We start from the raw sequence: 25,428 nt of genomic DNA on the forward strand, positions 1-25,428 counted from the left end.
CGGCTCACTCCATCCGCATGAAGTTCTTATAATGGTCGCGCGTGACATAAATCAGACCGTCACTGGAATACAACAGCCGATCGGCACCGCGTCGGCCGCATTGGTAGTTGATATCCGCTTCGCGCCATATCCGGTTGTTGGCGGTCGGTAACTGCCCTTCACGGTTGGAAAAACGGTCGCCGCCAATGGCCTTGCCCGGCAATACCTTGCACAGATTACCGTCACGCGCATCCCAACCCTGCTCACGAGCCTGTTTTTTGGTGATGTAGTAGTCAGGCAGGCGCTGGTGCTGTTGCACATAGCTGACCACCCGCTGCTGCTGCGTCAGTTGTTCAATGCTCTCTGCCGCCGGGGTCGAATCGTTGGTCAGTGCCCGATCGCCCTCCCCCTGCAGCGCACTGAACCCCGCCACCAGCAAAGCAATCAACATCGCAATAAGCGTACGTTTATTCATACCGTCCCTGCATATATAGCAAAAATTAATGAATCAAAGATGACCAAGATGTAACCATTTCGCATCCAAAAGGCCTGACGCCCGAGCAAAAACCGCGATTGATACGGAATTATTATGGTTTGTGAGGCCTTCCTGCATACATTTTAGCCCCCGTCGTCGGGGGACGTAAACCATGCAGTATAGCCTTTGGCGGGAAAGTGAAGATATCAATCAATCAGCGCGTGACGGTAGCGATGCAGCATATCGGCCAGGCGTTTTACCGGCCCGGTGACGCTAAGCGGAGCGAGGTTATCCACCAGCTTTTGTTGATATTCATTCATCTCTTTGAGTAACCGATCGTAGTAGTAAGCCCGCTTCACATCGTTCTTGGCGGTGACCACGTGGTCGGCGGTGCTGCGGATCTGTTTGTGGAACACCGAAAGCTCTTCCCGCTCCGGGATCTCGGTCATCTGCATCCGCTGGTGGGCAATAATCAGGTTGAGTGCCAGCCGGTATTTGGCAATGTCGTTCGGGAACATCATCAGCAGCTGGTTCAGGCGCTGATAGAGCGCAGGCAGATGGTTTTCCTTACGGCGCGCCGCCTTGGTGGTCAACGCCGAAACGGCGCTGCTGACCAACTGATTCATCAACGTGCGGCCGGTGCGCTCACGTGAGGTATCACGGATCAGGAACAGCACGATCATCGCCACAAAGCAGCCGATAATCTGGCCGATGGCGCTGTCGATAAACGAGGAGACATGGAAACTCATCGGATTGCTTAACACGATGATGTTAATAGTACTCGCCAGGGTGCCTAGCGATCCCAAACGGCGTTTCTGCACTTCGATCCCGATGACAAAGGACATGATACCCAGGCTCAGGCACAGCAAGAACATGCTTTGCTGGGTCTCTGGCAGAATAAACATATAAAACAGCGCACCGAGCGGCAACGCCACCAGCACGCCCAGCAGGAAGTCGAGCGCCATCATTTTTGGATTTGGCGTGCGCATCGCCAATGCGGTCACTACGGCGATCATCACCATACAGCCGCTGCCGGACGTCCAGCCGGTCCACAGCCAGAACAGGCAACCTATTGAGGTCGCCGCCCAGGCTCGCAGCCCGTTGATCATCGCATGGTGGCCTTCCGCCGACGGCCGCTTCACCACCACTTCCCCGGCCAGTATCTCGTTTTCTACCGCGTTGATACCGCTGTTGGTATGCACGCCTTTTGCCACCAGCAGATAGCGCGTCGCCGCGCCCACCCAGCCGGTGACCGTTGGCAGATGTTCATCACTACGGTTGGTTGACAGCACCTGACGCACCAGCTTCAGGCGCTTGCGAACTTCCTGCGCGGTTTCCGCCGGGACCATCAGCAGCTCGCGGATATTTTCCTTCACCACATCCGGATGATTGAGCAAAATCAGGTAGGTTTCACAGGCCTGGGTGATCAACGTCAGCGAAAGCGTATGCAGCGCATGCAAGCGGCTGTTGACCCGCTGCCAGCGTGACGACTCCAACATCAAGTGACTGCGCATCCCGTTAATGGCGGTGGTGCTTTTAACCAGATCGCTCCAGGCGCGGTCGATCTCCTCTTTCTCTGCATCGCTGATACACATCTGCATCAGCTTGTACTGCCCCACTATAAGTTGATCTACCGAGCGATCGATATCCTGTTTGATCGAACGCGGGGAAAACAGCAAATCGGCCAGTATCGCACTAAGAATACCGAGTACGATCTCGCTACAGCGCTCTACGGCGAACTGTGGCGCGGCCAGCAGTGAAGTGGTGGTCGTTGCGGACGTGACGATGATAATCAGCGCCGTGTAGCCTGCCAGACCCCAGGCATAGGAGTTTTCGACCTTCACCAGCGAGGAGATCCAGACACAGACCCCCAGCCAGACGCAGCAAAGCATCAACATCACCACCGGTGCACGGGCGCAGGTAACGATAATCAGTAAACCGACAAAACAGCCGATAAAGGTGCCGATAATACGCAGCCAGCCACGATAGCGGATCGCGCCTGAGAAAGGTTCCCCCCGGCGGCAAAGGCCGGGCCGGCAGCCACAATGGCCGCCGTCAGCACCGACCAGCGCGGGGTTTCCAGATTAAGGTGAAAACCGACAAACAGGGCGAAGACAATCGCAAAGCTGAGCTTGCAGGCAAACCGCAGACGCAGAAAGGTTGGGCTGTTCATTAGCCGAACTCACGCAACCGATGCATCAGCCGGATAAACGGCGAACCGCTGTCGATGCTACGATCGTTCTTGCCAGTAATGACCACGGTCGCAGTGGTGCCCGCCGGATAAGAGTGTTGCTGATCTTTCTCATCGAGGATGATTTTTACCGGTACGCGCTGTGCCAGACGCACCCACTCCAGGTTGCTGTCGATCGACGCCAGCCCCTTGCTGTTTGGGGTACTGCTGCTGTTATTCACCGCCGCGGCCAGGCTATCGACGGTGCCGTGCATAATGCGGTTGCTGCCCAGCGGGGTGATCTCGGCACGATCGCCTTTGCTCAGCCCTTCAAGCTTGGTTTCTTCCAGATAGGCGATGACATAGAAACTGTTTTTCTTCACCAGCGCCACCGCAGTAGAACCACGGGTGATAAATTCCCCCGCATGGACGTTCAGGTTGGTGACCCAACCGTCTGCTGGCGCTCGCACTGTGGTCCGTTCCAGATCCAGCTGCGCCAGATCGCGCACGGCGATCGCCTTGGCCAACTGATGCTGCACGGTTTGCAGCACGTTATTGGATTGGTCGATCTCTTCTTGTGACATCGCCTGGATCCCCAAGCGTACACGGCGGCCCGCTTCACGCTTCTTCTCGGCCGCCAGCGTCTGATAATAGGCCACATCGGCGTTGGCTTCGGCCAGTGCCTGTTGGTAACGTGGCTGGTCGATCACCATCAGGATCTGGCCCTGTTTCACCAACTGGTTGTCGGTGATCGGCACGTCGGTCAGCAAGCCGCTGACGTCCGGAGCAATCGCCACCACGTCGGCGGTGAATTTGGCATCACGCGTCCACGGCGACTCGGTGTAAAACGCCCAAGCCTTGAACACGGCGATAGCTGCCAGCAGGACCAGCAGCAAGGTGATCGCAATGCGGATTATTTTTAATGACAGAGTTTTCACAGCAGCCTCAAACGAAAAGACACGAAATCAGATAAAACAAACAGCAATACAGCGCGGTATTGAACAGCGCCGGATGCCAGACAAAATCGTAAATCCCGGTCGGCTGCAACAGGCGGCGTATGACGAAGAACAGGGCCAACGACGCTAACAGCTCAAAAAATACCGGTGGGAACGACAGTCCAAAAATGACCATAACCGGAAGCAAACTCATCACTTTATCCTTAATTGTTTACTGCACCGGGGTTTTCCCTGCTGATTTCACATTCTATTTACATTCTAGCGCACGGACGCCAAACGTTATGATCTGGTAGTTGACCAGGCCATAAACCTGAAAAAGGGTTAAGCTAACAGCAGGCTTCCGCGAGAGGGAATGTATGGATGACCGGAGGGATCGCGCAGCCACGGCAGTATACCGCGGCATGGCTGACCACGCTCAAGCGTTCAGAAGATCTTTACACCCGACGCGTTATATTAGCCTGCTTACTATCAACTCATCTATAATCTGTGATCTAAATCACTTTTAAGCCAGAGTGAACAATGGAAAGACTAAAACGGATGTCCGTGTTTGCCAAAGTCGTTGAATGTGGGTCATTTACCGCGGCGGCACGCCAGCTCGACATGAGCGTTTCATCCATCAGCCAGACAGTGTCCAAACTGGAAAATGATCTACAGGTGAAGCTGCTCAACCGCAGCACGCGCAGTATCGGCCTGACCGAAGCCGGTAAAATCTACTATCAGGGCTGCCGCCGCATGTTGCAGGAAGCCGCCGAGGTCCATGAGCAGCTCTATGCGTTGAACAATACGCCCATCGGTACGCTGCGCATCGGCAGCTCCTCCACTATGGCGCAAAACGTCCTGGCGACCATGACCGCCGACATGCTGCAAGAATATCCTGGCTTGACGGTTAATCTGGTCACCGGCATTCCAGCCCCAGATCTGATTGCCGACGGCCTGGACGTGGTGATCCGCACCGGCGAACTGCAGGACTCCAGCCTGTTTTCTAAACGCCTGGGCTCGATGCCGATGGTGGTCTGCGCCGCCAAAAGCTACCTGACTCAACACGGGACACCGCAAAAACCGGCGGATATGGTGAATTTTTCCTGGTTGGAATACAGCGTACGGCCAGACAGTGAGTTTGAATTGATGGCTCCAGAAGGCATCAGCACGCGTATTTCCCCGCAAGGGCGCTTCGTGACCAACGATTCACAAACCATGATCCGTTGGCTCAAGGCCGGAGCAGGGATTGCCTATGCGCCACTGATGTGGGTCATCGAAGAGATCAAACGCGGCGAGATTGAGATCCTGTTCAAGCGCTACCATTCAGAACCCCGCCCGGTTTACGCACTGTACACCGAGAAGGACAAGCTGCCGCTCAAGGTACAGGTGTGTATCAATTACCTGACGGAATACTTTAAACGCGTGGCGGAAGTGTATCAGGGCTATCGCTGAGGCTCCCCTTTATCCCTGGAGTTCACTCCAGGGTAATCAGTTTGCTCTAGCTGATATATAGCGTTTACTGCTATAAAACCGGTTACTCATTTTATTAATGCTGATTATCGAAAGTATTTACCTTCATTTGATTCCTATTCTCTACTGAGAACTCTGCTGTATTCATTCGGGTTAACCGATCGATTATGCGGAAATTTCCGCCAGAGTTGCGGGTAATAAACCACCGCGATAATTGTTTGAAGCATATCCTGCCAATTCAACCAAAGTGCCCATTCTGCTAGCGCTTTCGCGTGCTTGCTTACGCCCCTGCGGGTGTGATTTATTGATGAATTGGCGCGGGTGCGCCCCATTATCATTATTGCCATAAATAATAAAAACCAGGCTTCATTATTCATTATAGGAATCACCATGGAAAAGATCTCACGTACGCACCTGGTATATGCCATGTCGCGCGATAACGCCCCTGTGGCCACCGTTGCCAGCGGCAGCGACGTTTGTTTTGAAACCTGTGACTGCTTCGAAGATCAAATCGCTTCCGAACAGGCCGCCTTCACCGAACTGGACTGGAGCCGCATCAATCCGGCTACCGGGCCGGTTTACGTGCAGGATGCAAATCCCGGCGATGTATTACGGGTAGAGATTAAACGTATTACTCCAACCAGCCATCAGGCGGTCATGGTCACTGCTCCGGGCCTGGGCGTCATTGGCGATGAGATTCAACAACCTCAGATCCGCACAGTGCCGCTGGAAGACGGCTTCGCACTGCTGCCCGGCGGCGTTCGTTGGCCGTTAAAGCCGATGATCGGCGTGATTGGCGTCGCCCCAGCCGAAGAGCCGGTCTCCTGCGGTACACCAGATGCCCACGGCGGCAACATGGACTGCAAAATCATCACCGAAGGCTGCACGCTGTGGCTGCCGGTTAACGTTCCCGGTGCGCTGTTTGCGCTCGGCGATCTGCATGCCGCAATGGGCGATGGTGAAGTCTCGGTATGCGGGCTGGAAATTCCCGGCGAAGTGGTGGTGAACCTGAGCGTAGTCAAAAACCGCGCGTTGCCAACCCCAATGATGAGCACCGCCGATACGCTATATACCCTGGCATCCGCCAAAACGCTGGACGAGGCGGCCGAATTGGCAACGCGCAATATGGCGCACTTCGTGGCGGACTATAGCCAGGTCTCGCTGGCCGACGCCATCAATCTGCTGAGCATCACCGGCGATCTGCAAATCTGTCAGGTGGTCGATCCGCTGAAAACCTGCCGTTTCGCACTGCCACGCAGCGTTGCCGAGCAGTTAAACCTCCAGCTGGATTAGGGATAGCGCCATGTCTGTAGAACAATTTGGTTATAAGCAGGAACTGCACCGTACCCTCACCCTGAAAGATCTGGTGATTTACGGCATGATCTTTATGGTACCGATTGCGCCGTTTGGCGTGTTTGGCTACGTGTGGGAAGGCGCACAGGGCATGGTGGCGCTGGCCTATCTGATCGGTATGGTGGCGATGTTCTTCACCGCCATGAGCTACTGGTCAATGTCCCGCGCTTTCCCGGTTTCCGGCTCGGTCTATGCCTATGCCCAGCGCGGCATCCATGAAACCGTCGGCTTCTTTGCCGGCTGGCTGATCCTGCTCGATTACATCCTGGTGCCGTCGTTGCTGTATATCGTCAGCGCGGCGGCGCTCGGCCCGATCCTGCCAGAAGTACCCGCCTGGGCGTGGATCGTGACCTTTATCGTGATCAACAGCGCGATCAACCTGGTGGGGATCCAGTTTACCGCCAAGGCCAATCGCTACATCTTGGTGGCAGAGATCGTGATCTTGACCATCTTTGTGGTGATGGGCCTGACGGCGCTCTATTCCGGCGAAGGTGCCGGTGGCCTGACGTTGAACCCGCTCTACAACGCCGAGAAATTCAGCCTGCCGTTGGTAATGGGTGCGGTGTCGATTGCAGTGCTGTCGTTCCTGGGTTTTGACGGTATTTCAACACTGTCCGAAGAGAGCAAAGGCGGAGCCGATGCCGTAGGGAAAGCCTCGCTGTATGCGCTGCTGTTGGTAGGGTCGCTGTTTATCCTGCAAACCTGGATTGCCGCCGATCTGGCAGCAGGCCAAAACTTTACCAATCTGGATACCGCGTTCTACGATACCGCCAATCTGGCGGGCGGCTCCGGGTTAAAGCAGGCCACCATCTGGGCGACAGCACTCTCTTGGGGGATTGCCAATGCGTTAGTCGCGCAGGCCGCCATCTCCCGCATTCTGTTCGCCATGGGGCGTGACCGCCAATTGCCGAAGATCCTGGCCAAGGTGCATCCACGCTTTAAAACCCCTTACGTCAGCACCCTGCTGGTCGCGGTGATCTCCCTCGGTTCCGGGCTGTACTTCAACGGCAGCATCGACAACCTGAGCCGGTTGGTCAACTTCGGGGCGCTGATGGGCTTTTTGATCCTGCACCTGTCGGTGATTAACCACTACATCATCCGCCAGAAGTCCAAGGCCTGGGTAAAACACCTGTTGTTCCCGCTGGTCGGCCTGTCGATCATCGCCTTTGTGCTGTACGAGATGGATATCGAAGCCAAAATCCTCGGCCTTAGCTGGCTGGCGATCGGCATCGTGTATTACTTCGTGCTGCGCGTAGTGCTGAAGAGAGAGCCGGTGCTGAAGCTGGAGGACTAAGCCAGCAATCTGCCCCTTCTGGGGCAGATTAATCCAATCCTTTGATGACATTAACAAAACGGCCCGCTGCTCATACCCCTCTGCCCGCCTCTAGGTTATGCTCGAAAAAATCCCCCTGTATCAGGAAAAATCATGAAGAAAATCATACTGGACTGCGACCCGGGGCATGACGATGCGATCGCGATGCTGCTGGCATGGGGCAACCCAGATATTGAACTGCTGGCCGTCACCACCGTCGTCGGCAACCAGACTCTGGATAAGGTCACGCGAAATGCGCTGGCAGTGGCACGCATTGCCAACATCACCGGCGTGCCCTTTGCCGCAGGCTGCTCGCGGCCGCTGGTACGGCAAATTGAAGTCGCACCCGACATTCACGGCGAATCGGGCCTCGATGGGCCAGTCCTACCGGAACCCACTCTGCAACTGGCCGATATCCATGCCGTCGATCTGATCATTGATACCATCATGGCGCACCCACCAGGCACCGTAACGCTGGTGCCCACCGCAGGCCTGACCAACATCGCCATGGCGGTGCGCAAGGAACCCCGCATTGCCACACGCGTGAAGGAAGTGGTGCTGATGGGCGGCGGTTACCACGTGGGTAACTGGAGCGCAGTGGCTGAATTCAATATCAAAATCGATCCAGAAGCCGCGCATATCGTGTTCAACGAACCCTGGCCGTTAACCATGGTTGGGTTGGATCTGACGCATCAGGCGCTGGCCACACCAGAAGTTAGCGCGCGCATCGCCGCCATTGGCACCGGCCCTGCGAAATTTGTCGTCGAACTGCTCGAGTTCTTCGGCCATATGTATAAGCAGGCGCAGGGTTTCACTTCGCCACCGGTACACGATCCCTGCGCGGTCGCCTATGTGATCAACCCCAACGTGATGACGGTGCGTAAGGTGCCCATCGATATTGAGCTGACCGGTACCCTGACGCTGGGAATGACGGTTGCGGACTTCCGCTTCCCGGCCCCGGCGGATTGCCATACCCAGGTGGCAGTGAAGCTTGATGAAACCGCCTTTTGGGATCTGATTGTGGATGCGTTGCAACGAATTGGTGAAGTTGAGGTTTGAGGCACGGTTGGGAGTAAAGTGTCGTGCAAACGCCCGACACTTCATTCAAGCCGGTATTATGCGTAGTATATTGAAAGTGATCTTTGTTATCGGATGTCTCTCATGGCTTACTCTATCGGCGAATTTGCCCGGCTTTGCGGAATAAACGCAACCACACTACGCGCCTGGCAGCGTCGTTACGGCCTGCTTAAACCGATGCGCACCGATGGTGGGCATCGCCAGTACAGCGATGATGATGTCCAGCAGGCGCTCAAAATTCTCGACTGGGTAAAAAAAGGGGTAACCATCAGCCAGGTGAAACCCCTGCTTGCTCGCCCTGCAGAAGGCCAGACAAACAACTGGCACACTCTGCAAGAGAGAATGCTGCAGTTGCTTAAAGAGGGAAAAATCGAATCGCTGCGCCAGCAGATTTACGCTTCTGGCCGCGAATATCCTCGCCCGGAGTTGGTCACGGAAGTACTGCGCCCGCTGCGCAGTAAAGTCTCTGCCAATATTCCAGCGATGATGACCCTGCGCGAGATCCTGGATGGCATTATCATATCCTATACCTCATTTTGCCTCGAAAGGGACAAAAAAGCGGCAGGGGATAACTATCTGATCACCGGCTGGTACCTGTCAGACCCGTGTGAAATCTGGCTGGAAGCCCTGAAGCGTACTGGTCAAGGGCAGCACATTGATGTCCTTCCTGTTCCGCCTGCCAGTCTGGCTCCGGAGCTGTTTCCTGAACGAAAATGGCTGCTTATCATGACAGGTAAACTCACCCCCGCCCGCAAACAACAGATTGAACTGTGGCAACAACAGGTGATGTCTCTTGAGGTCATTACACTTTGACGTTGTTCTTCCGTTAATTATCACAAAAGTTTGAATATTTATTTTTCACCGGGATGCTACCTTTTTCCTGTTTGTTAATCCCTACAGGAAATCATGATGAAAAAAGCTACCGGCCTTATTCTATTAACCTCTATGGCAATGGCTCCTGCCGCATTCAGTGCCCCATCTGGCACGCTGAGCGTCCATATTCTGAACCAACAGACAGGTATTCCCTCGCCGAATGTTACCGTCACGCTTGAAAAAGAGCAGCAAAACAGCTGGGTCACGCTGGCTAGCGGTAAAACGGACGAAGACGGGCGTATTAAATCTCTCTATCCACAGGACCAAGATATGCTGCCAGGCATTTACAAAGTGACCTTCAAAACCGGTGACTATTTCCACCAACAGCAGCAAACGTCGTTCTTCCCGGAGATCCCGGTGATGTTCACCGTCACCAAGACCAATGAAAAACTGCACATCCCACTGCTTTTAAGTCAGTATGGATACTCTACCTACAAAGGAAGTTAAAGATAAAGCATGCTCATGTTGCGCAGTTAACCGCATGAGCATGCAAACTTAATACGTTGAAGCTACTGAGAAAATAATTATCACCCTCCCAAAGTTGGACAAATAGAAATAGTTGTGTAAGTTTTAACTATGCAATAACGCTACGTTGTTCACTTCCAGGTGAGGCTCATGAGCTCTATGCCATCCATCATCAACAGGTTTGTTGATTACTACAGCAAGCTGGATAACCAGCCGCCATCTGCGTTGGCGGAGATCTATCATGCTGATGCCAGGCTGAGCGACCCGTTTGGTGAGCATCAGGGTCTTTTGGCGATCCAGCGTTACTTCACTCATCTCTTGGCCAACGTAAAGCATTGCAGCTTTACCATCGATACCCCCCTCTGCGAAGGCCATCGTTTTGCCGTAACTTGGGCAATGCATTGGTCTCACCCGCGGATTTCAGGGGGAGAAACACTAGTCCTCGCAGGATGCTCAATTGTCGAGGTGCAGGACAACCTGATTATTCTCCAGCGCGATTACTACGATGCCGGGGAGATGATTTACGAGCATCTTCCCCTTCTTGGCTGGGCGGTGCGAAGTGTAAAAAGGAGAATGCGCTCATGATGACCGTCCTCATCACCGGCGCAAGCTCCGGCATTGGCGCCGGGCTCGCGAAGTCCTGGGCCAATGACGGCTGCCACGTCATTGCCTGCGGGCGAGACCGGGCCAGGCTGGAAGCACTGCAACAGTACAGCTCGAATATCACGTTACGCGTGTTCGATATGACGGACAGGGAGGCCTGCCGTCTGGCGCTTGCAGATTGCACTGCCGATCTGATCGTTCTTTGTGCGGGAACCTGCGAATACCTGGAGCAGGGTGTGGTGGATGCCGCTCTGGTGGAACGTGTGATGAGTACCAACTTCCTGGGGCCAGTGAACTGTCTGGCCGCACTGCAGGCCCAGCTCCTTCCAGGAAGTCGCGTGGCGCTGGTCAGTTCGATGGCACACTGGCTGCCGTTCCCACGAGCAGAGGCGTATGGCGCGTCAAAAGCCGCCCTCACCTGGTTTGCCAATAGCCTGCGCCTTGACTGGGAACCCAAAGGCATTGCCGTCACGGTGGTTTCACCGGGCTTTGTGGATACACCACTTACCCGTAAAAATGATTTTGCCATGCCCGGCCAGGTGAGCGTCGACGATGCCGTAAAGGCGATCCGTCGCGGGCTGGCGAAAGGGAAAAAGCACATCGCCTTTCCCACCGGATTCAGCCTGGTCATGAAGCTGCTTTCAGGGCTCCCGAATTTCCTTCAGCGCAGGCTGTTGCGCAGGATGGTTCGCTCATGAACATCGCCATTATCGGTAGCGGTATCGCAGGTCTCACCTGTGCCTGGCGGTTGGCCGGACATCATCAGGTCACACTTTTCGAAGCGGAACCCACGGTGGGTGGGCATACCGCCACGGTAGATGTCACCACGCCGCAGGGCACGTATGCCATCGATACTGGGTTTATCGTCTACAACGACCGCACCTATCCGCGCTTTATGGGCCTGCTCAGCGAGCTGGGCATCAGCGGGCAAAAAACGCAGATGAGCTTCTCCGTACATAATCCGCAAAGCGGGCTTGAGTATAACGGCCACACCCTCACCTCGCTGTTTGCACAGCGTCGTAACCTGGTTAATCCGGCGTTCTGGGGGCTTCTGCGAGATATCATGCGCTTCAACCGCCTGGCAAAAGAGGCGTTGGCGGGCGACGTTAACGAAAACGCCACACTGGAGACTTTTCTCGAACAGCACGGCTTCAGCGCGTTTTTCGCGCGTCATTATATCCTGCCGATGGGGGCTGCCATCTGGTCCTCGTCGCTGCAGGAGATGCGCCGCTTCCCGCTTCCGCTGTTTTTGCGCTTCTTTGAGCATCACGGCCTGCTGGATGTTACCCAACGTCCGCAGTGGTATGTGGTGCCCGGCGGTTCTCGCGAATACGTACGTGCCATTTTGACCCAGTTGGGTGACCGCCTGACCCTGCACCTCAACGCACCGGTACAGCAGGTCACCCGCCACAACGGCGGCGTTGAAATCCAACTTGCGCAGTCGAGCCACACGTTCGACCAGGTGATCTTCGCCTGCCATTCCTCACAGGCGCTGGCGATGCTTGCTGATCCTACTCCTGCGGAAAGCGAGGTGCTGGGCGATATTGGCTGGCAGCATAACGAGGTGGTTTTGCACAGCGATCCACGCTGGCTGCCGGTGCGCGAGCGTGCCTGGGCAAGCTGGAACTATCGCCTGAGCGAACGGGACCAGGCCAGCGCCTGCGTCACCTACAACATGAATATCTTACAAGGGTTACCTGAGGGTAGCCCTCTGTTCTGCGTCACCCTGAACCCGGAAACGCCGGTGGACGAGCGCTACGTCTGGAAACGCTTTGTCTACGAGCACCCGATGTTTAACCCAAAAAGCTGGCGCGCCCAGTCGCGCCGCGGCGAGATTAACGGTCACCAGCGGAGCTGGTTCTGTGGAGCTTACTGGTACAACGGTTTTCACGAAGATGGGGTACGCAGCGCGCTGGACGTGGTGAAAGGGATCGCTGCCGGGGAGGACCTGTAAGATGAACAGCTGCCTTTACCATGGAGTGTTACGCCATCGTCGCTTCCAGCCGAAATCACACCATTTTCGCTATAACGTGTTTATGGCCTGGATCGATCTGGACGAGCTGGATGCGCTGCCGTCGGCGGGGATCCGCCGTAATCGCTTTGCCGCTGCCGCCTTCCATGATGCGGATTACCCACTCGGCACACCGCTGAAAGAGAACGCCCTCGACAGGCTGCAAACCCTGACCGGGGAACGTCCCGATGGCCGCGTCATGCTCCTGACCCAGCTTCGTTATTTCGGCTTCCATTTTAATCCGATCAATCTCTATTACTGTTATGACAATACGGGCATCCTGCGCTGGGTACTGGCCGAAGTGCGCAATACCCCGTGGAACGAGCGCCATTACTATGCAGTGGATGGCCAGGCGGCTCGCCCGCAGCCGAAAGCCTTCCATGTCTCCCCGTTTAATCCGATGGATATGGTCTATCACTGGCGCTTCAACGCCCCCGGTAAAACGCTGCATATGCATATCGAAAATCATCAGGAGTCGAAGGTGTTCGACGCCACGCTCGCGCTTCGCCGTGAGCACCTAACGCGCGCGACCCTGAGATCGATATTGCTGCGCATACCGCTGATGACCCTGAAAACCGTCCTGGCGATTTACTGGCAAGCGTTACGGCTGTGGCTTAAACGCGTGCCGTTGTACAACCATCCCGTTAGAAGGAGTTAGCGCTCATGACCGATCCTGCCTTTGCGCTTGAATCCGATATCCCTCGTAACGCCCGTATCGCACGCTGGCTACTCTTTCGTTTGCTGAGCGGTATCCGCGAGGGCTCGCTCACCGTGCGTGAAGGACAGCAGACCCTCCATTTTGGCGATGAATCTTCCGCGCTGCGTGCTGAAGTGCAGATCCTCGCGCCGGGTGTTTACTGGCGTCTGCTCACCGGCGGCAGCCTCGCCGCGGCCGAATCCTGGATGGAGGGTGAGTGGGAGACGCATCAGTTAACCCCGCTTTTGCAGATCCTGGCCCTCAACGGCAAGGTGCTGGGAAGGCTGGAAAGTGGTTTTCACCTGCTGGGCAATCCCATGGAGCGGCTTCGCCACTGGACGCGGCGTAATTACCGCAAACAGGCGCGGGAAAACATCTCCGCCCATTACGATCTGGGTAACGAATTCTATGCGCACTTTCTCGATGAAGATCTGCTCTACTCCAGCGCGCTGTTCACTGCCGACGACCAGGCTCTCTCCCAAGCCCAGCAGGCAAAAATGGAACGCCTGTGCGAACAACTGGCGCTGACCGCAGGCGATCACCTGCTGGAAATCGGCACTGGCTGGGGGGCAATGGCGGAATACGCCGCCCGTCACTACGGTTGCCGCGTCACTACCACGACGCTGTCGCGGGAGCAGTACATCTGGGCTACAGAGCGGATTGCCCGCGCTGGATTGCAGGACAGAGTTCAGGTTCTGCTGTGCGACTACCGCGACCTGACCGGAGAATTCGACAAACTGGTATCAGTTGAGATGATTGAAGCCGTGGGTAAACGCTACCTGCCGGATTTCTTCCGCACCTGTCAGGCGCGCCTGCGCCCGGGCGGCAGAATGGCGATTCAGGCCATCACCATTCAGGATCAGCGCTACCACGACTACAGCAAAAGCGTCGATTTTATCCAGCGTTACATCTTCCCCGGCGGGTTCCTACCGAGCATCACGGCAATGAGTGAACTGATGACGCGTCACACCGATTTTGTCGTCCGTAATCTGTTCGATATGGGGCCAGACTATGCCCGCACGCTGACGCACTGGCGGCAACGTTTTCTGCACGCCTGGCAGGACATTGAAAAGCTCGGTTTCGATGAAAGGTTCCGCCGTATGTGGCTGTACTACTTTGGCTACTGCGAAGCCGGTTTTAACGCACGCACCATCAGCGTGGTGCAACTGACCGCAGAGCGCGTATGAACCGCTCTGTGCAGGTCGTGCTGATGGCTCTCGCGTTCGATCTCTACTGGACTCTGGTAGTGCTGTTTCGCGAACGCGGCCTGTTCCTGTGGCTCGCCCTGGCGATCCTGGCCTGTCTGATGCTGTCGCCTGCACACCGTGTTTACGCCCTGCTGCTGGCCGCGGCGGGCTGCAGTCTGGATGCTCTCTGGGTGCTGACGGGGCTGATCGGCTTTAACAGTGACGCGCTGTTGCCCGTGTGGATGATGGCGCTGTGGCTGATGTTCGCTACCGTCTGGACCCACTTGACCCTCACGACCACGCTGCCGCGGTGGATGTTGGCTTTGCTGGCAACCGCTGGCGGTCCCGTAGCGTATGTGATTGGCGAACGTCTGGGTGCCATGACTTTCCGGGAGCCGACCTTTATCGTCGTCAGTTGGATGGCACTGGGTTGGCTGGTTCTGATGCTGTTGTTCCATATTCTGACGGGGAGGCGACATTGAGAGCCTCTTTACTGATGTTGCTGTGGTTGGCGGCCATCTCGCCCGTCGCCCATGCCGCCGACTGGTTAAGCTGGCGCAAAGTGGGTGATGCCAGCCTGACATGGGGGCCGTTTACCGTTTATACCTCCCAACTGAGCACGCCGGATGGTCGGTATCACGGGCCGGAGCAGGATCAGGCGCTGATTATTACCTACAAACGCGACATCGATCGCGACCAACTGGTCGAAGCCACCCGTGACCAGTGGCAGGCGCAGGGTATCCTGGAGCGCGAACCACAGAGCGAAGCCTGGCTGCGCATGCTCCAGTCACTCTGGCCGGACGTCACGCCGGGCTCGCAGCTCACCTTTGTTCTCAAGGGTAAGCAGGGGCAGTTCTGGTATCGCGCCTCGGCGGCAGAAAAAAGCTTTACCCCGCTCGGCCCCAGCCAGTCTGCAGCCTTCAGTACCAACTTTCTGGCCATCTGGCTCGATCCACGCACGCAATATCCCGAACTACGTCAGCAGTTGATCGGAGGTGAGAAATGAAACGCATTCTGACACTTGGCCTGGCATTGATGATGCTTCTGGTGGGTTGTAGCACAGACATCAGCGACTATCGGCATCAACAACCGCCGCTCGATATCTTCCACTACTTCCAGGGAAAAACCGAGGCATGGGGCATGGTACAGGACCGCAGCGGAAAACAGCTGCGCCGCTTCCACGTGGAAATCACTGGCAACGTCATCGGCGACACGCTGACGCTAAATGAACACTTTGTCTATGACGATGGCGAGAAGCAGCAACGGGTGTGGCATATCCGGCGCGTCGGTACCAATCGCTACGAGGGCACCGCAGGCGATATTGAAGGTGTGGCCAGTGGCGTGGCGGAAGGCAACGCCTTTAACTGGCGTTACAGCATGAACGTGAAAGCCAATGGCAGTACCTGGCTGCTTCACTTTGATGACTGGATGTACCTGCAGGATGACACGCATCTTTTTAATAAAACAGAGATGAAGAAATTCGGCATCACTGTCGGTCAGGTGACGCTTTTCTTCACCCGAAAAGAACGGTAAGAGGATCGCGACATGAATAAGCAACCCGTCATTGGGATCAGCGGATGTTTAACCGGCTCGACCGTGCGGTTTGACGGCGGACATAAACGCATGAGCTTTGTCATGGACGGGCTGGCACAGTGGGTGACCTTCAAACCCATCTGCCCAGAGATGGCCATCGGCCTGCCCTCTCCCCGTCCGGCACTGCGCCTGGTTCAGACCACCGAAGGGAATTTCCGGCTGCACTTCAGCCAAGCTCCTCACGACGATATGACGGAGAAAATGGCCGAATTCACGGATTCCTATCTCTCACGTCTGGACGAACTGTCGGGCTTTATCGTCTGCGCCAAATCGCCGAGCTGCGGTATGGAACGCGTACGGTTGTACGATGAAAAAGGCAATCGCGGGCGTAAAGAGGGCGTGGGCGTCTTTACCAGGGCGCTGCTGGAGAAATACCCGTGGTTACCGGTCGAAGAAGATGGCCGCCTGCACGACCCGGTGCTACGGGAAAACTTTGTCGAGCGCATCTTCGCCCTGCACGAGTTGAACACCCTGAAGGCCAACGGCCTGACCCGCCATGCGCTGCTGGACTTCCACAGCCGGTACAAACTCCAGCTGCTGGCGCACCACCAAGCAGGCTACCGAGAAATTGGACCGTTTGTCGCCTCGTTGCACGAGTGGGAAGACCTGGATGCATTCTTCGTGGCTTATCGCGAAAAACTGATGACGATATTGAGAAAGCCCGCCTCGCGCAAGAACCACACCAACGTGCTGATGCATATTCAGGGGTATTTTCGTAACCAACTGAACCCGCGTCAGCGCGGCGAGCTGAATAACGTGATCCTCCACTATCGCGAGGGGCTGCTGCCTATACTCGCACCGCTAACACTGCTGAAGCATTACCTAGGCGAATACCCAGACACCTACCTGCTGACGCAAAAATACTTTGACCCCTATCCGCATAATTTGGCTTTGCGGCTGGCGGTTAATTAAGTGCGTATGATTTGTGGCCGAACTGCTCGCGTTTTTCGGCCATAGGTATGAGCAGGCTCAGGGGGGATCTAACCAGGTTACCCCCCCCCACTAACGCTAATCTAGTTTTGATAGTCTGCTCCGTGCCAGGAGCGGACGTTGCTAACATTGTACTATGTAGAATTAGAGGAGCAGGTCAATGGCAATAGCTATCGCGATTCAAGGGAAATGTGAAGTCGTATAATTGGAAGTATTTCACTTTTATAGTTTTTGGGAGCAAAAATACTAAACAATATAGGGTCAATATCCAAACCGAGATTAGATATATCTCCATTTTTATCAGTTGTGAATTGATTAAAAACAGATGATATTATCCGGCTATATGGCCCACAGTTATTCACCGGTCCAAAATTACTTAGGCAGGTTATTTTCAAACCAATTGCAATGTTATTCTCAATCATCTCTTCCATTAATGTTCTTTTCCATTTTCCATGTATCATCAAATAAAAAGAAACAATCTTCTCTTTTTTATTTACAATTTCAACCCCATCGGAAAATATCCGAAAAGCCTCTATATCCCAGGTTATTTCACCTTCTAACTTACCGATAGCTATAACAGACCTTGGGTCATCCGTATACAAATGCAATTCAATATTAGTCTTGTGCATAAATATGAATGCATCACCTAACATATCCATTTGAGAGTAAATACCAGCTGTTTTATAATCAATTAGATAGCCATCATCTTTTTCTTTGAAGACATCTAAAGGAACAAGGCACCACATTTTCCATCCTGAAAAATAGATGGCAATTTTTAGCGGAAGCCCATTTATATCAGCATATTTTTGAAGTTTTGTAATATAATCTTTCTTCAGTTTAAATTTTTGGTCTGGGGATTTATTATGGCAATTCTTCACCTCCACAAGAATTTTTTCTTGATTATTCAATATCAATCTATAATCAGGGGCCTGTATGTCCTCCCCCCCAAAAAAAAGCTCTCCAGAATCCTCTTGCTTAAGAAATTGAACTTCTCCTAATGCTCCAACAACGTAAGCAAAAAGAGCTTCAGTTCTTTTCCCATAAGCTAACGTTTTATTTTTAAAAGAACCTTCAAGAGATTTTTTAATTCTCGATATGAAAGCATTTAATGCTAACGGATCATTAACACTATAATGATGTTTCAATGAAAGCGATGAAAACAACTCAAGTGTGTCAAATTTTTCAGGATCTCTATTTTTCTTTTTCATTGTAGATATTCTTATTTGAATGTTAACGCTTGTAACGCAAGGGTAGCGGATATTTGAAACGATTACCAATTAACACCGCTTAGGGCATTGGCATTTAAACTGCATAGTAAGTGATAACGACCGCTCTTCGCTCTTAGTTGACGATCACATTAGGCTATTAGCTTTGGCCCCACCCCTCCAAGGGTCAGGGCTTGATACAGTAAACCGCGCTTATTACGCCGTGCCACCCACGGTAAGTGAATCCAGCTTCAGTGTCGGTTGGCCAACGCCCGCTAACCGACTCTGCCCTTCCTCTTTCGCCCGTAACTCTGGCTGACGTGGCGACGTATCTGATTAGCCCGAGCGTCATCCGCCCCCTGTTTTTATGCATCTGCATAAAAGCAAAACCCGTAACTCACCTTTTTCATCATAATTTTTATCATTTTCGATAACATTTGCTAACCAGCACGTCATAACATCGATTTTTTTGCCCTCCCCGGGTTGGCATTTTATACAAAGCGTCAGCCCTGTTTGCCGAAGAAAGATGTGAAATTTTGCGCATTCTTGCACCGTTGCCTTTCCCTATACTCACCACCATCAGTAAATGTCGGTGAAGGGGCAACCTATGCAGCAGGCAAAAATCACACACCTCTATCAGAGTTTACAGCAGAGCGTTAACCGCCGAGCTGAGCATACCGCCCTGTTCTTTGAAGGCCATAAATACAGTTATAATCAGTTAAATCATAACGTTAATTTATCTTCCGCCTGCCTGAAAGAAAGTTTTAACCTCGTCAAAGGCGATGTGATCGTCTTGGCCCTGGGTAACCGGCCTGAATTCTGCTCGCTGTTTTATGCGGCAATGGCGCTGGGTATTATCGTGGTGCCGTTAAGCACCAAGTTAAAATCGCAAGACAGCCATATCATCCTGTCCAGTGTTAATGCCAAGGCGGTTTTTTACGATCCCAACAGTCAGCCGTGGATGGCGACGCTGGACCCCGTGAAACAAAGCCATGTGGTGTCGCTGGCCGATTGGCAACTGATGCTCAGTAATGCAGATGACCAAAAGGTGATCCACCCCGTAGAGCCTGCCGCCATCGTAGCGGATGACATTGCTGCGATTATTTATACTTCCGGCACCACTGGCTCCCCGAAAGGAGCAGCGCTCACTCACGGTAACTTTATTGCGGCTGTCACGGCTTACCAACAGGCTCTCAAGTTAACCGAACAAGACAGCGCCATCCTGCCGATCCCTATCTGCCATATTACCGGCCTATCGGCTCTGCTCTGCCTGTTTATTCACCTTGGCGGTACGTTACATTTGCAGCAAAGATTCAATGCAGAAGAGATTTTAAAAACCGTCAGCAGCCATAACATTACCTTCCTGCATGGTTCACCAACAGTGTTTATCCTACTGTTGCAGGAAGCGGAAAAGTACCCACAGGCGGCGAGCTACGCCAGCTTGCGGATGATCGCTTGCGGTGCCGGGCATTTGAACGTGGGCATTATCGAAAGGCTCGCGCAGTTATTCCCCACTACGGAAATCAGGCCGATCTATGGGCTGACAGAAACCTCTTCACCGGCCAGCATTTTCCCGGTCGATGTGCGCAGCAGCGATAAGATAGGCAGTTCTGGCTTACCCATCCCCGGCCTGAGTTGCCAAATTCGCGACGATAATCACCAGGTGCTTGCTGCCGGTGAGATTGGTCATCTATGGCTGAAAGGGCCGGTGGTGATGAGCCAGTACTGGAAGAACCCGGCGGCCAATCAGCAGTTCTTCCACGACGGCTGGTTCTACACTGGCGATATCGCCTGCCTCGATCAGGATAACTATCTGTATATCAAAGATCGCAGCAAGGACATGATCAACCGCGGCGGTGAAAAAATATACTGCATTGAAGTGGAAAACCTGATCTCGAATTACCCTGGCGTCAAGGAAATTGCCATAGTTCCCAGCAGCAGCGAAATCTACGGAGAAGAAGCCGTCGCTTTTATTGTGGCACACCGGAATAAACCCTTGGTGAGCGATAATATTACTCATTGGCTCTCCAATAAAATTGCCAAATTTAAAATACCCTCAAAGATCGTCTTTGCGGCAGAATTACCGAAAAATGCCAATGGCAAAATAGATAAATTAGCTTTACGACAAAAATTGACACCGCCAATATGAAAACAAGCGGTTTCCAATAAACGCGCCAACGTCAGGAAACGTGAAGCGCAACCATTAAAACAATAGAGCACCTGTACCTCTAATAATAATACAGAACAGCTCTACCCTGTTTAATCGCCTCATTACGAGGAGGAGCCTTATCATGTCAAACCGGCCGTTAGATATTGCATCGAAAAGCCAGGCGGCAATAACGAATGCAAAAATATATAAACACCTGATGCCATTACTGATCATTGTTTATATCATCAGCTTTATCGATAGAACCAATATCGGCATTGCCCGCGCCTCGATGTCCATCGATCTTGGGCTTTCCGCGACCGCCTATGGGTTGGGAGCCGGTCTATTCTTTCTGACCTATTCCACCATGGAGATCCCCAGCAACCTGATCATGGCACGGGTCGGGGCCCGCTTCTGGATCACCCGCATCATGTTCACCTGGGGGGTGATTTCCGCAGGTATGGCCTTCGTCACCGGTCCCACCTCTTTCTATGTTATGCGCCTGTTACTAGGGGCAGCAGAAGCTGGATTGTACCCCGGTATCATCCTGTATCTTACCTACTGGTTTGGTCGTGAAGACCGTGCCAGAGCCGTCGGCATGTTCCTGCTCGGTGTCTGTATCGCCAATATTGTCGGGGCGCCATTGGGCGGCGCATTGCTGATGCTGGATGGCCTGGGTGGACTGCACGGCTGGCAATGGATGTTTATCGTGGAAGGGCTCCCGGCGGTGCTGCTGGCGTTTTATGTGTATGCCGTTCTGCCCAATAAACCACGCGATGCCAAATGGCTGACCCAAACCGACATTGAGTATATTGAAAACAAGCTGGCCGCAGAGCAACCGGTCGGGGTGGATAAGAACCAGAAGTTTTCCTTTAAAACGGCGTTTACCAATAAGACCTTCATGCTGATCGTGGCGATTTATTTCACCCATCAGATTTCGGTCTACAGCCTGACCTATTTCCTGCCAAGCATTATCAACAGCTACGGCAAAATGAGCACCCTGATGCTCGGCCTGTTAACCGCCATTCCGTGGATCGCGGCAGCCTTAGGCGGTTTCTTCCTGCCTAAATATGCCAATACCGCCTCCCGCTCACGCGTCATGCTGGTGTCCGGCTTTATGTCGATGGCCGTCGGTTTCCTGATTGGCGTGCTGGGTGGCCCAGTATTAGGGCTGATCGGCTTCTGTATCGGTGCCTCGATGTTCTTCGTCGTGCAATCCATCATCTTTACCTACCCGGCCACGCTGATGAGCGGCCCTATGCTCGCTGGCGGGCTGGGATTACTGGCTTGCCTTGGCATTACCGGTGGGTTCTTCGGGCCTTATGTGTTCGGTCTCCTCGAGGATAGAACGGGGTCACCTAGCGCAGGCCTGTGGTTTGCCATCGTGCTGCAAACCCTTGCCATTATCGGGGCTGCACGGGTGAAACAACCCGCAGGCAGCAAAGATAAACCGGCCAATCAATGCCCCCGGCAGCAATGAATAGCGTGATTGAGAAATAAAGCCTAAACGCGGTGCCATGGTGCACCGCCGCACAGAAGTAAGGTAACATTGACTGCTTCCCGCCCTAAAGGGCGAGAATTCCCACTTCACAGAGCCGAACCTAAGCCGCGTGCTGCGATTCAGGATTTACAGGCTCTCCGTGGGCTAACACTGCCAGCCCGGCAGCTTTGATATTACGCGCCGCGTTGATATCTCGATCATGGTCAGCACCGCACTCAGGGCAGTGCCAGTGACGAACATCAAGAGGCATTTTTTCCATGGTGAAGCCGCAACAGCTACAGCGTTTTGAGGACGGGAAAAACTGATCTATGGCAACAACAGAACGTCCAGACCATTTCGCCTTGTACTGTAGCTGCCGCACAAATTCACTCCATCCGGCATCGGATATCGCTTTCGACAGTTTGGGATTACGGAGCATGTTTTTCACTTTCAGGGATTCAACGCAAACAACTTGGTTCTCGTTTATCAGTTTGCGGGACAACTTATGCAGGCTGTCCATTCGGCAATCAGCAATTTTAGCGTGGAGCTTTGCGACTTTTAATCTTGCTTTAGCACGGTTCCTTGAACCTTTTTGCTTCTTGCTCAATCGGCGCTGTAACAACGCTAAACGTTTCGCGTACTTCGCCGTGTGGCGGGGATTGCCGGTTTTAAATCCGCTATCTGTGACGAACAAATCTTTTAAACCCATATCAATGCCCGTCATTTTTGCGGTAACAGGCAGTGATTTTGATTCAAATTCGCACAAACAGGACACGAAATATCGACCTGATGCGTCTTTGGAAATGGTGACGGTTGAAGGTGTCGAGGGGAGTTCACGACTCCAGCGAACATGGAGTGGCGTTGTGCTTTTAGCCATGTACAGCGTGCCGTTACGGTATTTAAAGGCACTCGCCGTAAATTCAGCAGATTGTTTGTGGTGTTTGCTTTTGAATGTTGGGTACCTGGCACGCCCCGCAAAGAAGTTAGAAAAGGCGGTCTGTTGGTGGCGAAGAGTCTGCTGTAACGGGACGCAGGAAACATCATTCAGCCAGGTAAATTCAGGCTCTTTTTTTAGGGCGGTTAGTCGGGCATTGGCCTGAATGTAGCCGATCTTCTCCTGTCGTTCGCGGTACGCATCAGTTCGCCAGCGGAGAACTGAATTGTAGACAAAACGCACACAGCCGAAGGTGTGAGCTAAAAACTCAATCTGATCCTGTGTTGGATAAAACCGATATTTGTAGGCGCGTTTCATATGTACAAAATTACAGGAGTTATAGTGAAAAGACAAAAAGAAGTTAGCTTGAAAACTGCCTCCTTTCCTCCCCGGCCTAAAGGCCCAGGTTTCCCGGAGGCAATCTGATGATGATGACTGAATGACTAGCTGTTTCACCATTACCATTCTGGCCGTCATCAGCCGGACGTGTTAATGCCAGCAGGGCCGTAATTTCATGGTTAACAAACAAAGTAAGGGTTAAAGATGGAAATAAGCTGGAAAGCATTGAAGGGCTGCAGCCTCAGCGCGCAGCAGTTGCATGATATTCTGGCGCTGCGCATGGCGGTGTTTGTCGTAGAGCAGACGTGCCCGTTTCAGGATATTGATGGACAGGATCTGCTTAATAGCAGCCTTCACGTTGCCGGATACAGCGACGCTAAGCTTGTCGCCTACGCGAGAGTGCTGCATGTGGATGATTCTCCGGATGCGGCCAAAATCACGCGAGTGATTGTTGATGATTCCGTCAGGGGTCAGAAGTTGGGTGTCAGGCTGATGGAAAAAACGATGTCCTTAATCCACGGTTATGAACCGGGCAAGGCGATAAAGCTCTCAGCACAGTCTCACCTCGTCAAATTCTATGAAGGATTCGGTTTCAAAACGTTATCCGGCGAATACCTTGAGGATGGCATACCCCATCAGGATATGGAGTATACAGACACGTAATCCTGGCTGGTCTTATCCGGTTTCACAAATTAGCTTTGGCCCCAACCCGCGAGGGTCAGGGCTTGATACATTAAACCGCGCTTATTACGCCGTGCCACCCACGGTGAGTGAATCCAGCTTCAGCGTAGGTTGGCCAACCCCTACAGGCAGGCTCTGCCCTTCTTTACCGCACACACCCACGCCCTTATCCAGCGCCAGATCGTTGCCCACCATCGAAATCTGCTGCATCGCCTCAATACCTGAACCGATCAACGTGGCACCCTTCACCGGTTTGGTGACGCGGCCATTTTCGATCAGATAGGCTTCAGAGGTAGAGAAGACAAATTTCCCGGAGGTGATATCGACCTGACCACCGCCAAAGTTCGGCGCATACAGGCCATATTCTACGCTGGCGATAATATCTTCTGGCGTCGACTTGCCCGCCAGCATGTAGGTGTTGGTCATACGCGGCATTGGCAGGTGAGCATAAGACTCGCGGCGGCCGTTGCCGGTAGGCGCTACGCCCATCAGCCGTGCGTTGAGCTTATCTTGCATATAGCCTTTCAGGATGCCGTTCTCAATCAGCACGTTGTATTGGCCAGGCACACCTTCGTCATCGATCGCCAGTGAACCACGGCGGCCTTGCAAGGTGCCATCATCCACCACGGTGCACAGTTCAGAAGCCACCAGTTGACCCATCTGGCCACTGAATACTGAAGTGCCACGGCGGTTGAAGTCGCCTTCCAGCCCGTGACCGACAGCTTCATGCAACAACACGCCCGGCCAACCCGCGCCTAGTACCACAGGCATGGTACCCGCAGGAGCCGCCACGGCAGAGAGGTTGACCAGCGCCATACGCACCGCTTCTTTGGCAAAAGCATCGGCACGTACTTCACCATCCACCACTTCCAGGAAGTAGTCATAGCCAAAACGGCCACCACCACCGCTGGCTCCGCGCTCACGCTTGCCGTCTTCTTCCACCAGCACGCTGACGGAGAAGCGCACCAGCGGGCGAACATCCGCCGCCAGAGTGCCATCCGTTGCCGCAACCAATATCTGCTCATATACGCCGGTGATGCTGGCCGTCACTTCCTGCACGCGCTTGTCTGCAGCACGCGCGACCTTGTCTACCCGGTGCAACAGCGCGATCTTCTCTTCCCGCGGCAGGCTTTGCAGCGGATCGAGTAAAGGATACAGCGCCTGATAGCCGATCTCACCCAGCGTATGGACTTTGCCATTGCCGCTGTCACGCACAATGCTGCGAGCAGCCTGAGCACTTTGGTTCAGGGCGTTCAGGGTGATTTGGTCCGCATAGGCAAAGCCGGTCTTTTCACCGCTGACCGCGCGCACGCCAACGCCCTGGTCGATATTGTACGAGCCATCTTTAATGATGCCGTCCTCAATCACCCAGGCTTCGTGGTAGCTGGACTGAAAATAGAGGTCGGCGTAATCGAGGCGGCGTTCGGCCAGTTGACCCAATACGGAGAACAGGTCTTGATGACTCAGCTTATTCACAGCGAGTAACTGCTCACTGACAAACGACAGGCTCATA

At 53.7% G+C, this 25,428-nt stretch carries 27 protein-coding genes; 18 read left to right on the forward strand and 9 right to left on the reverse strand.

Translation table 11 applies throughout. The features are described 5' to 3' along the window. Positions 1–4 precede the first annotated feature (4 nt). The 5 genes from D9980_RS17295 to aaeX all read right to left on the reverse strand — a co-directional run bounded on the left by D9980_RS17295 (position 5) and on the right by aaeX (position 3,773). Complete coding sequence (locus D9980_RS17295; RefSeq protein ID WP_121607948.1) at positions 5–454, reverse strand: ribonuclease; 450 nt, start codon at positions 452–454, stop codon at positions 5–7. A 206-nt stretch (positions 455–660) separates the two neighbouring features. Beyond that, positions 661–2,448, reverse strand: coding sequence for a p-hydroxybenzoic acid efflux pump subunit AaeB (gene aaeB, locus D9980_RS17300; RefSeq protein ID WP_370454346.1), 1,788 nt, complete (start codon positions 2,446–2,448; stop codon positions 661–663). Then, positions 2,385–2,627: an FUSC family protein gene (locus D9980_RS27320; protein WP_370454271.1), complete on the reverse strand. Its 243-nt coding sequence runs from the start codon at positions 2,625–2,627 to the stop codon at positions 2,385–2,387. The genes aaeB and D9980_RS27320 overlap by 64 nt, the downstream gene beginning before the upstream one ends. Next, entirely contained in the window at positions 2,627–3,562 is a 936-nt protein-coding gene (aaeA, locus tag D9980_RS17305) for a p-hydroxybenzoic acid efflux pump subunit AaeA (protein WP_024527938.1), read from the reverse strand. Before aaeA ends, D9980_RS27320 begins: the two co-directional genes overlap by 1 nt. Before the next feature lie 7 nt (positions 3,563–3,569). Continuing rightward, positions 3,570–3,773, reverse strand: a complete 204-nt coding sequence (gene aaeX / locus D9980_RS17310) for a p-hydroxybenzoic acid efflux pump operon protein AaeX (RefSeq protein ID WP_021180732.1) — start codon at positions 3,771–3,773, stop codon at positions 3,570–3,572. Between the two features lie 326 nt (positions 3,774–4,099). Between aaeX and aaeR the strand changes: the two genes are divergently transcribed. Then, positions 4,100–5,011 (forward strand): HTH-type transcriptional activator AaeR, encoded by a 912-nt coding sequence (aaeR, locus tag D9980_RS17315; RefSeq protein ID WP_024483740.1) that lies wholly within the window; start codon positions 4,100–4,102, stop codon positions 5,009–5,011. Positions 5,012–5,145: 134 nt separating this feature from the next. On the opposite strand, the gene D9980_RS17320 is transcribed toward aaeR, so the two are convergent. Then, entirely contained in the window at positions 5,146–5,406 is a 261-nt protein-coding gene (locus D9980_RS17320) for a hypothetical protein (protein ID WP_162304284.1), read from the reverse strand. Positions 5,407–5,419: 13 nt separating this feature from the next. Here D9980_RS17320 and D9980_RS17325 point away from each other — a divergent pair, with 13 nt between their 5' ends. The 14 genes from D9980_RS17325 (at position 5,420) to D9980_RS17390 (ending at position 17,112) form a co-directional block, all read left to right on the forward strand. After that, on the forward strand, positions 5,420–6,322 hold the full coding sequence (locus D9980_RS17325; RefSeq protein ID WP_121607950.1) for an acetamidase/formamidase family protein: 903 nt from the start codon (positions 5,420–5,422) through the stop codon (positions 6,320–6,322). 10 nt (positions 6,323–6,332) lie between these two features. Further along, a complete protein-coding gene (locus D9980_RS17330; protein ID WP_024483743.1) occupies positions 6,333–7,676 on the forward strand; it encodes an APC family permease in 1,344 nt (447 codons plus the stop codon). 132 nt (positions 7,677–7,808) lie between these two features. Next, entirely contained in the window at positions 7,809–8,753 is a 945-nt protein-coding gene (locus tag D9980_RS17335; protein ID WP_202913962.1) for a nucleoside hydrolase, read from the forward strand. Between the two features lie 102 nt (positions 8,754–8,855). After that, positions 8,856–9,584 (forward strand): MerR family transcriptional regulator, encoded by a 729-nt coding sequence (locus D9980_RS17340; RefSeq protein ID WP_121607952.1) that lies wholly within the window; start codon positions 8,856–8,858, stop codon positions 9,582–9,584. A 96-nt stretch (positions 9,585–9,680) separates the two neighbouring features. Beyond that, a complete protein-coding gene (gene uraH, locus D9980_RS17345) occupies positions 9,681–10,091 on the forward strand; it encodes a hydroxyisourate hydrolase (RefSeq protein WP_121607953.1) in 411 nt (136 codons plus the stop codon). A 168-nt stretch (positions 10,092–10,259) separates the two neighbouring features. Next, positions 10,260–10,694 carry a nuclear transport factor 2 family protein gene (locus D9980_RS17350; protein WP_121607954.1) on the forward strand — a complete coding sequence of 145 codons (435 nt, stop codon included), beginning with the start codon at positions 10,260–10,262 and terminating at the stop codon, positions 10,692–10,694. Continuing rightward, positions 10,691–11,410 (forward strand): SDR family NAD(P)-dependent oxidoreductase, encoded by a 720-nt coding sequence (locus tag D9980_RS17355; protein WP_121607955.1) that lies wholly within the window; start codon positions 10,691–10,693, stop codon positions 11,408–11,410. The genes D9980_RS17350 and D9980_RS17355 overlap by 4 nt, the downstream gene beginning before the upstream one ends. Further along, positions 11,407–12,666 carry an NAD(P)/FAD-dependent oxidoreductase gene (locus tag D9980_RS17360; RefSeq protein ID WP_121607956.1) on the forward strand — a complete coding sequence of 420 codons (1,260 nt, stop codon included), beginning with the start codon at positions 11,407–11,409 and terminating at the stop codon, positions 12,664–12,666. Before D9980_RS17355 ends, D9980_RS17360 begins: the two co-directional genes overlap by 4 nt. Before the next feature lies 1 nt (position 12,667). Further along, the gene (locus D9980_RS17365) at positions 12,668–13,381 is read left to right on the forward strand and encodes a DUF1365 domain-containing protein (RefSeq protein WP_121607957.1); all 714 of its coding nucleotides are present in this window, start codon (positions 12,668–12,670) and stop codon (positions 13,379–13,381) included. 5 nt (positions 13,382–13,386) lie between these two features. Further along, positions 13,387–14,607, forward strand: a complete 1,221-nt coding sequence (locus tag D9980_RS17370) for a cyclopropane-fatty-acyl-phospholipid synthase family protein (RefSeq protein WP_121607958.1) — start codon at positions 13,387–13,389, stop codon at positions 14,605–14,607. Beyond that, positions 14,604–15,089, forward strand: a complete 486-nt coding sequence (locus tag D9980_RS17375) for a DUF2878 domain-containing protein (RefSeq protein ID WP_121607959.1) — start codon at positions 14,604–14,606, stop codon at positions 15,087–15,089. Before D9980_RS17370 ends, D9980_RS17375 begins: the two co-directional genes overlap by 4 nt. A 14-nt stretch (positions 15,090–15,103) precedes the next feature. Beyond that, a complete protein-coding gene (locus tag D9980_RS17380; RefSeq protein ID WP_370454347.1) occupies positions 15,104–15,613 on the forward strand; it encodes a hypothetical protein in 510 nt (169 codons plus the stop codon). Beyond that, complete coding sequence (locus D9980_RS17385; RefSeq protein WP_121607961.1) at positions 15,610–16,140, forward strand: DUF3833 domain-containing protein; 531 nt, start codon at positions 15,610–15,612, stop codon at positions 16,138–16,140. Before D9980_RS17380 ends, D9980_RS17385 begins: the two co-directional genes overlap by 4 nt. A gap of 12 nt (positions 16,141–16,152) precedes the next feature. Next, complete coding sequence (locus D9980_RS17390) at positions 16,153–17,112, forward strand: DUF523 and DUF1722 domain-containing protein (RefSeq protein ID WP_121607962.1); 960 nt, start codon at positions 16,153–16,155, stop codon at positions 17,110–17,112. Between the two features lie 188 nt (positions 17,113–17,300). Here D9980_RS17390 and D9980_RS17395 read toward each other — a convergent pair whose 3' ends face one another. Beyond that, a complete protein-coding gene (locus D9980_RS17395; RefSeq protein ID WP_121607963.1) occupies positions 17,301–18,338 on the reverse strand; it encodes a hypothetical protein in 1,038 nt (345 codons plus the stop codon). 604 nt (positions 18,339–18,942) lie between these two features. On the opposite strand from D9980_RS17395, the gene D9980_RS17400 reads away from it, so the two are divergent. Together D9980_RS17400 and D9980_RS17405 are read left to right on the forward strand one after the other, a co-directional pair. Continuing rightward, complete coding sequence (locus D9980_RS17400; RefSeq protein WP_121607964.1) at positions 18,943–20,484, forward strand: class I adenylate-forming enzyme family protein; 1,542 nt, start codon at positions 18,943–18,945, stop codon at positions 20,482–20,484. A 142-nt stretch (positions 20,485–20,626) separates the two neighbouring features. After that, positions 20,627–21,961, forward strand: a complete 1,335-nt coding sequence (locus D9980_RS17405; RefSeq protein ID WP_202913963.1) for an MFS transporter — start codon at positions 20,627–20,629, stop codon at positions 21,959–21,961. A gap of 121 nt (positions 21,962–22,082) precedes the next feature. On the opposite strand, the gene D9980_RS17410 is transcribed toward D9980_RS17405, so the two are convergent. Continuing rightward, positions 22,083–23,213, reverse strand: a complete 1,131-nt coding sequence (locus D9980_RS17410; protein ID WP_121609044.1) for an RNA-guided endonuclease TnpB family protein — start codon at positions 23,211–23,213, stop codon at positions 22,083–22,085. Positions 23,214–23,438: 225 nt separating this feature from the next. On the opposite strand from D9980_RS17410, the gene D9980_RS17415 reads away from it, so the two are divergent. Next, positions 23,439–23,897 carry a GNAT family N-acetyltransferase gene (locus D9980_RS17415; RefSeq protein ID WP_121607965.1) on the forward strand — a complete coding sequence of 153 codons (459 nt, stop codon included), beginning with the start codon at positions 23,439–23,441 and terminating at the stop codon, positions 23,895–23,897. An 84-nt stretch (positions 23,898–23,981) separates the two neighbouring features. On the opposite strand, the gene tldD is transcribed toward D9980_RS17415, so the two are convergent. After that, positions 23,982–25,427, reverse strand: a complete 1,446-nt coding sequence (tldD, locus tag D9980_RS17420) for a metalloprotease TldD (protein WP_121607966.1) — start codon at positions 25,425–25,427, stop codon at positions 23,982–23,984. Position 25,428: the final 1 nt, after the last annotated feature.

Origin of the sequence: Serratia sp. 3ACOL1, assembly GCF_003668775.1 — a bacterium.
Lineage (GTDB): Bacteria > Pseudomonadota > Gammaproteobacteria > Enterobacterales > Enterobacteriaceae > Chania > Chania fonticola.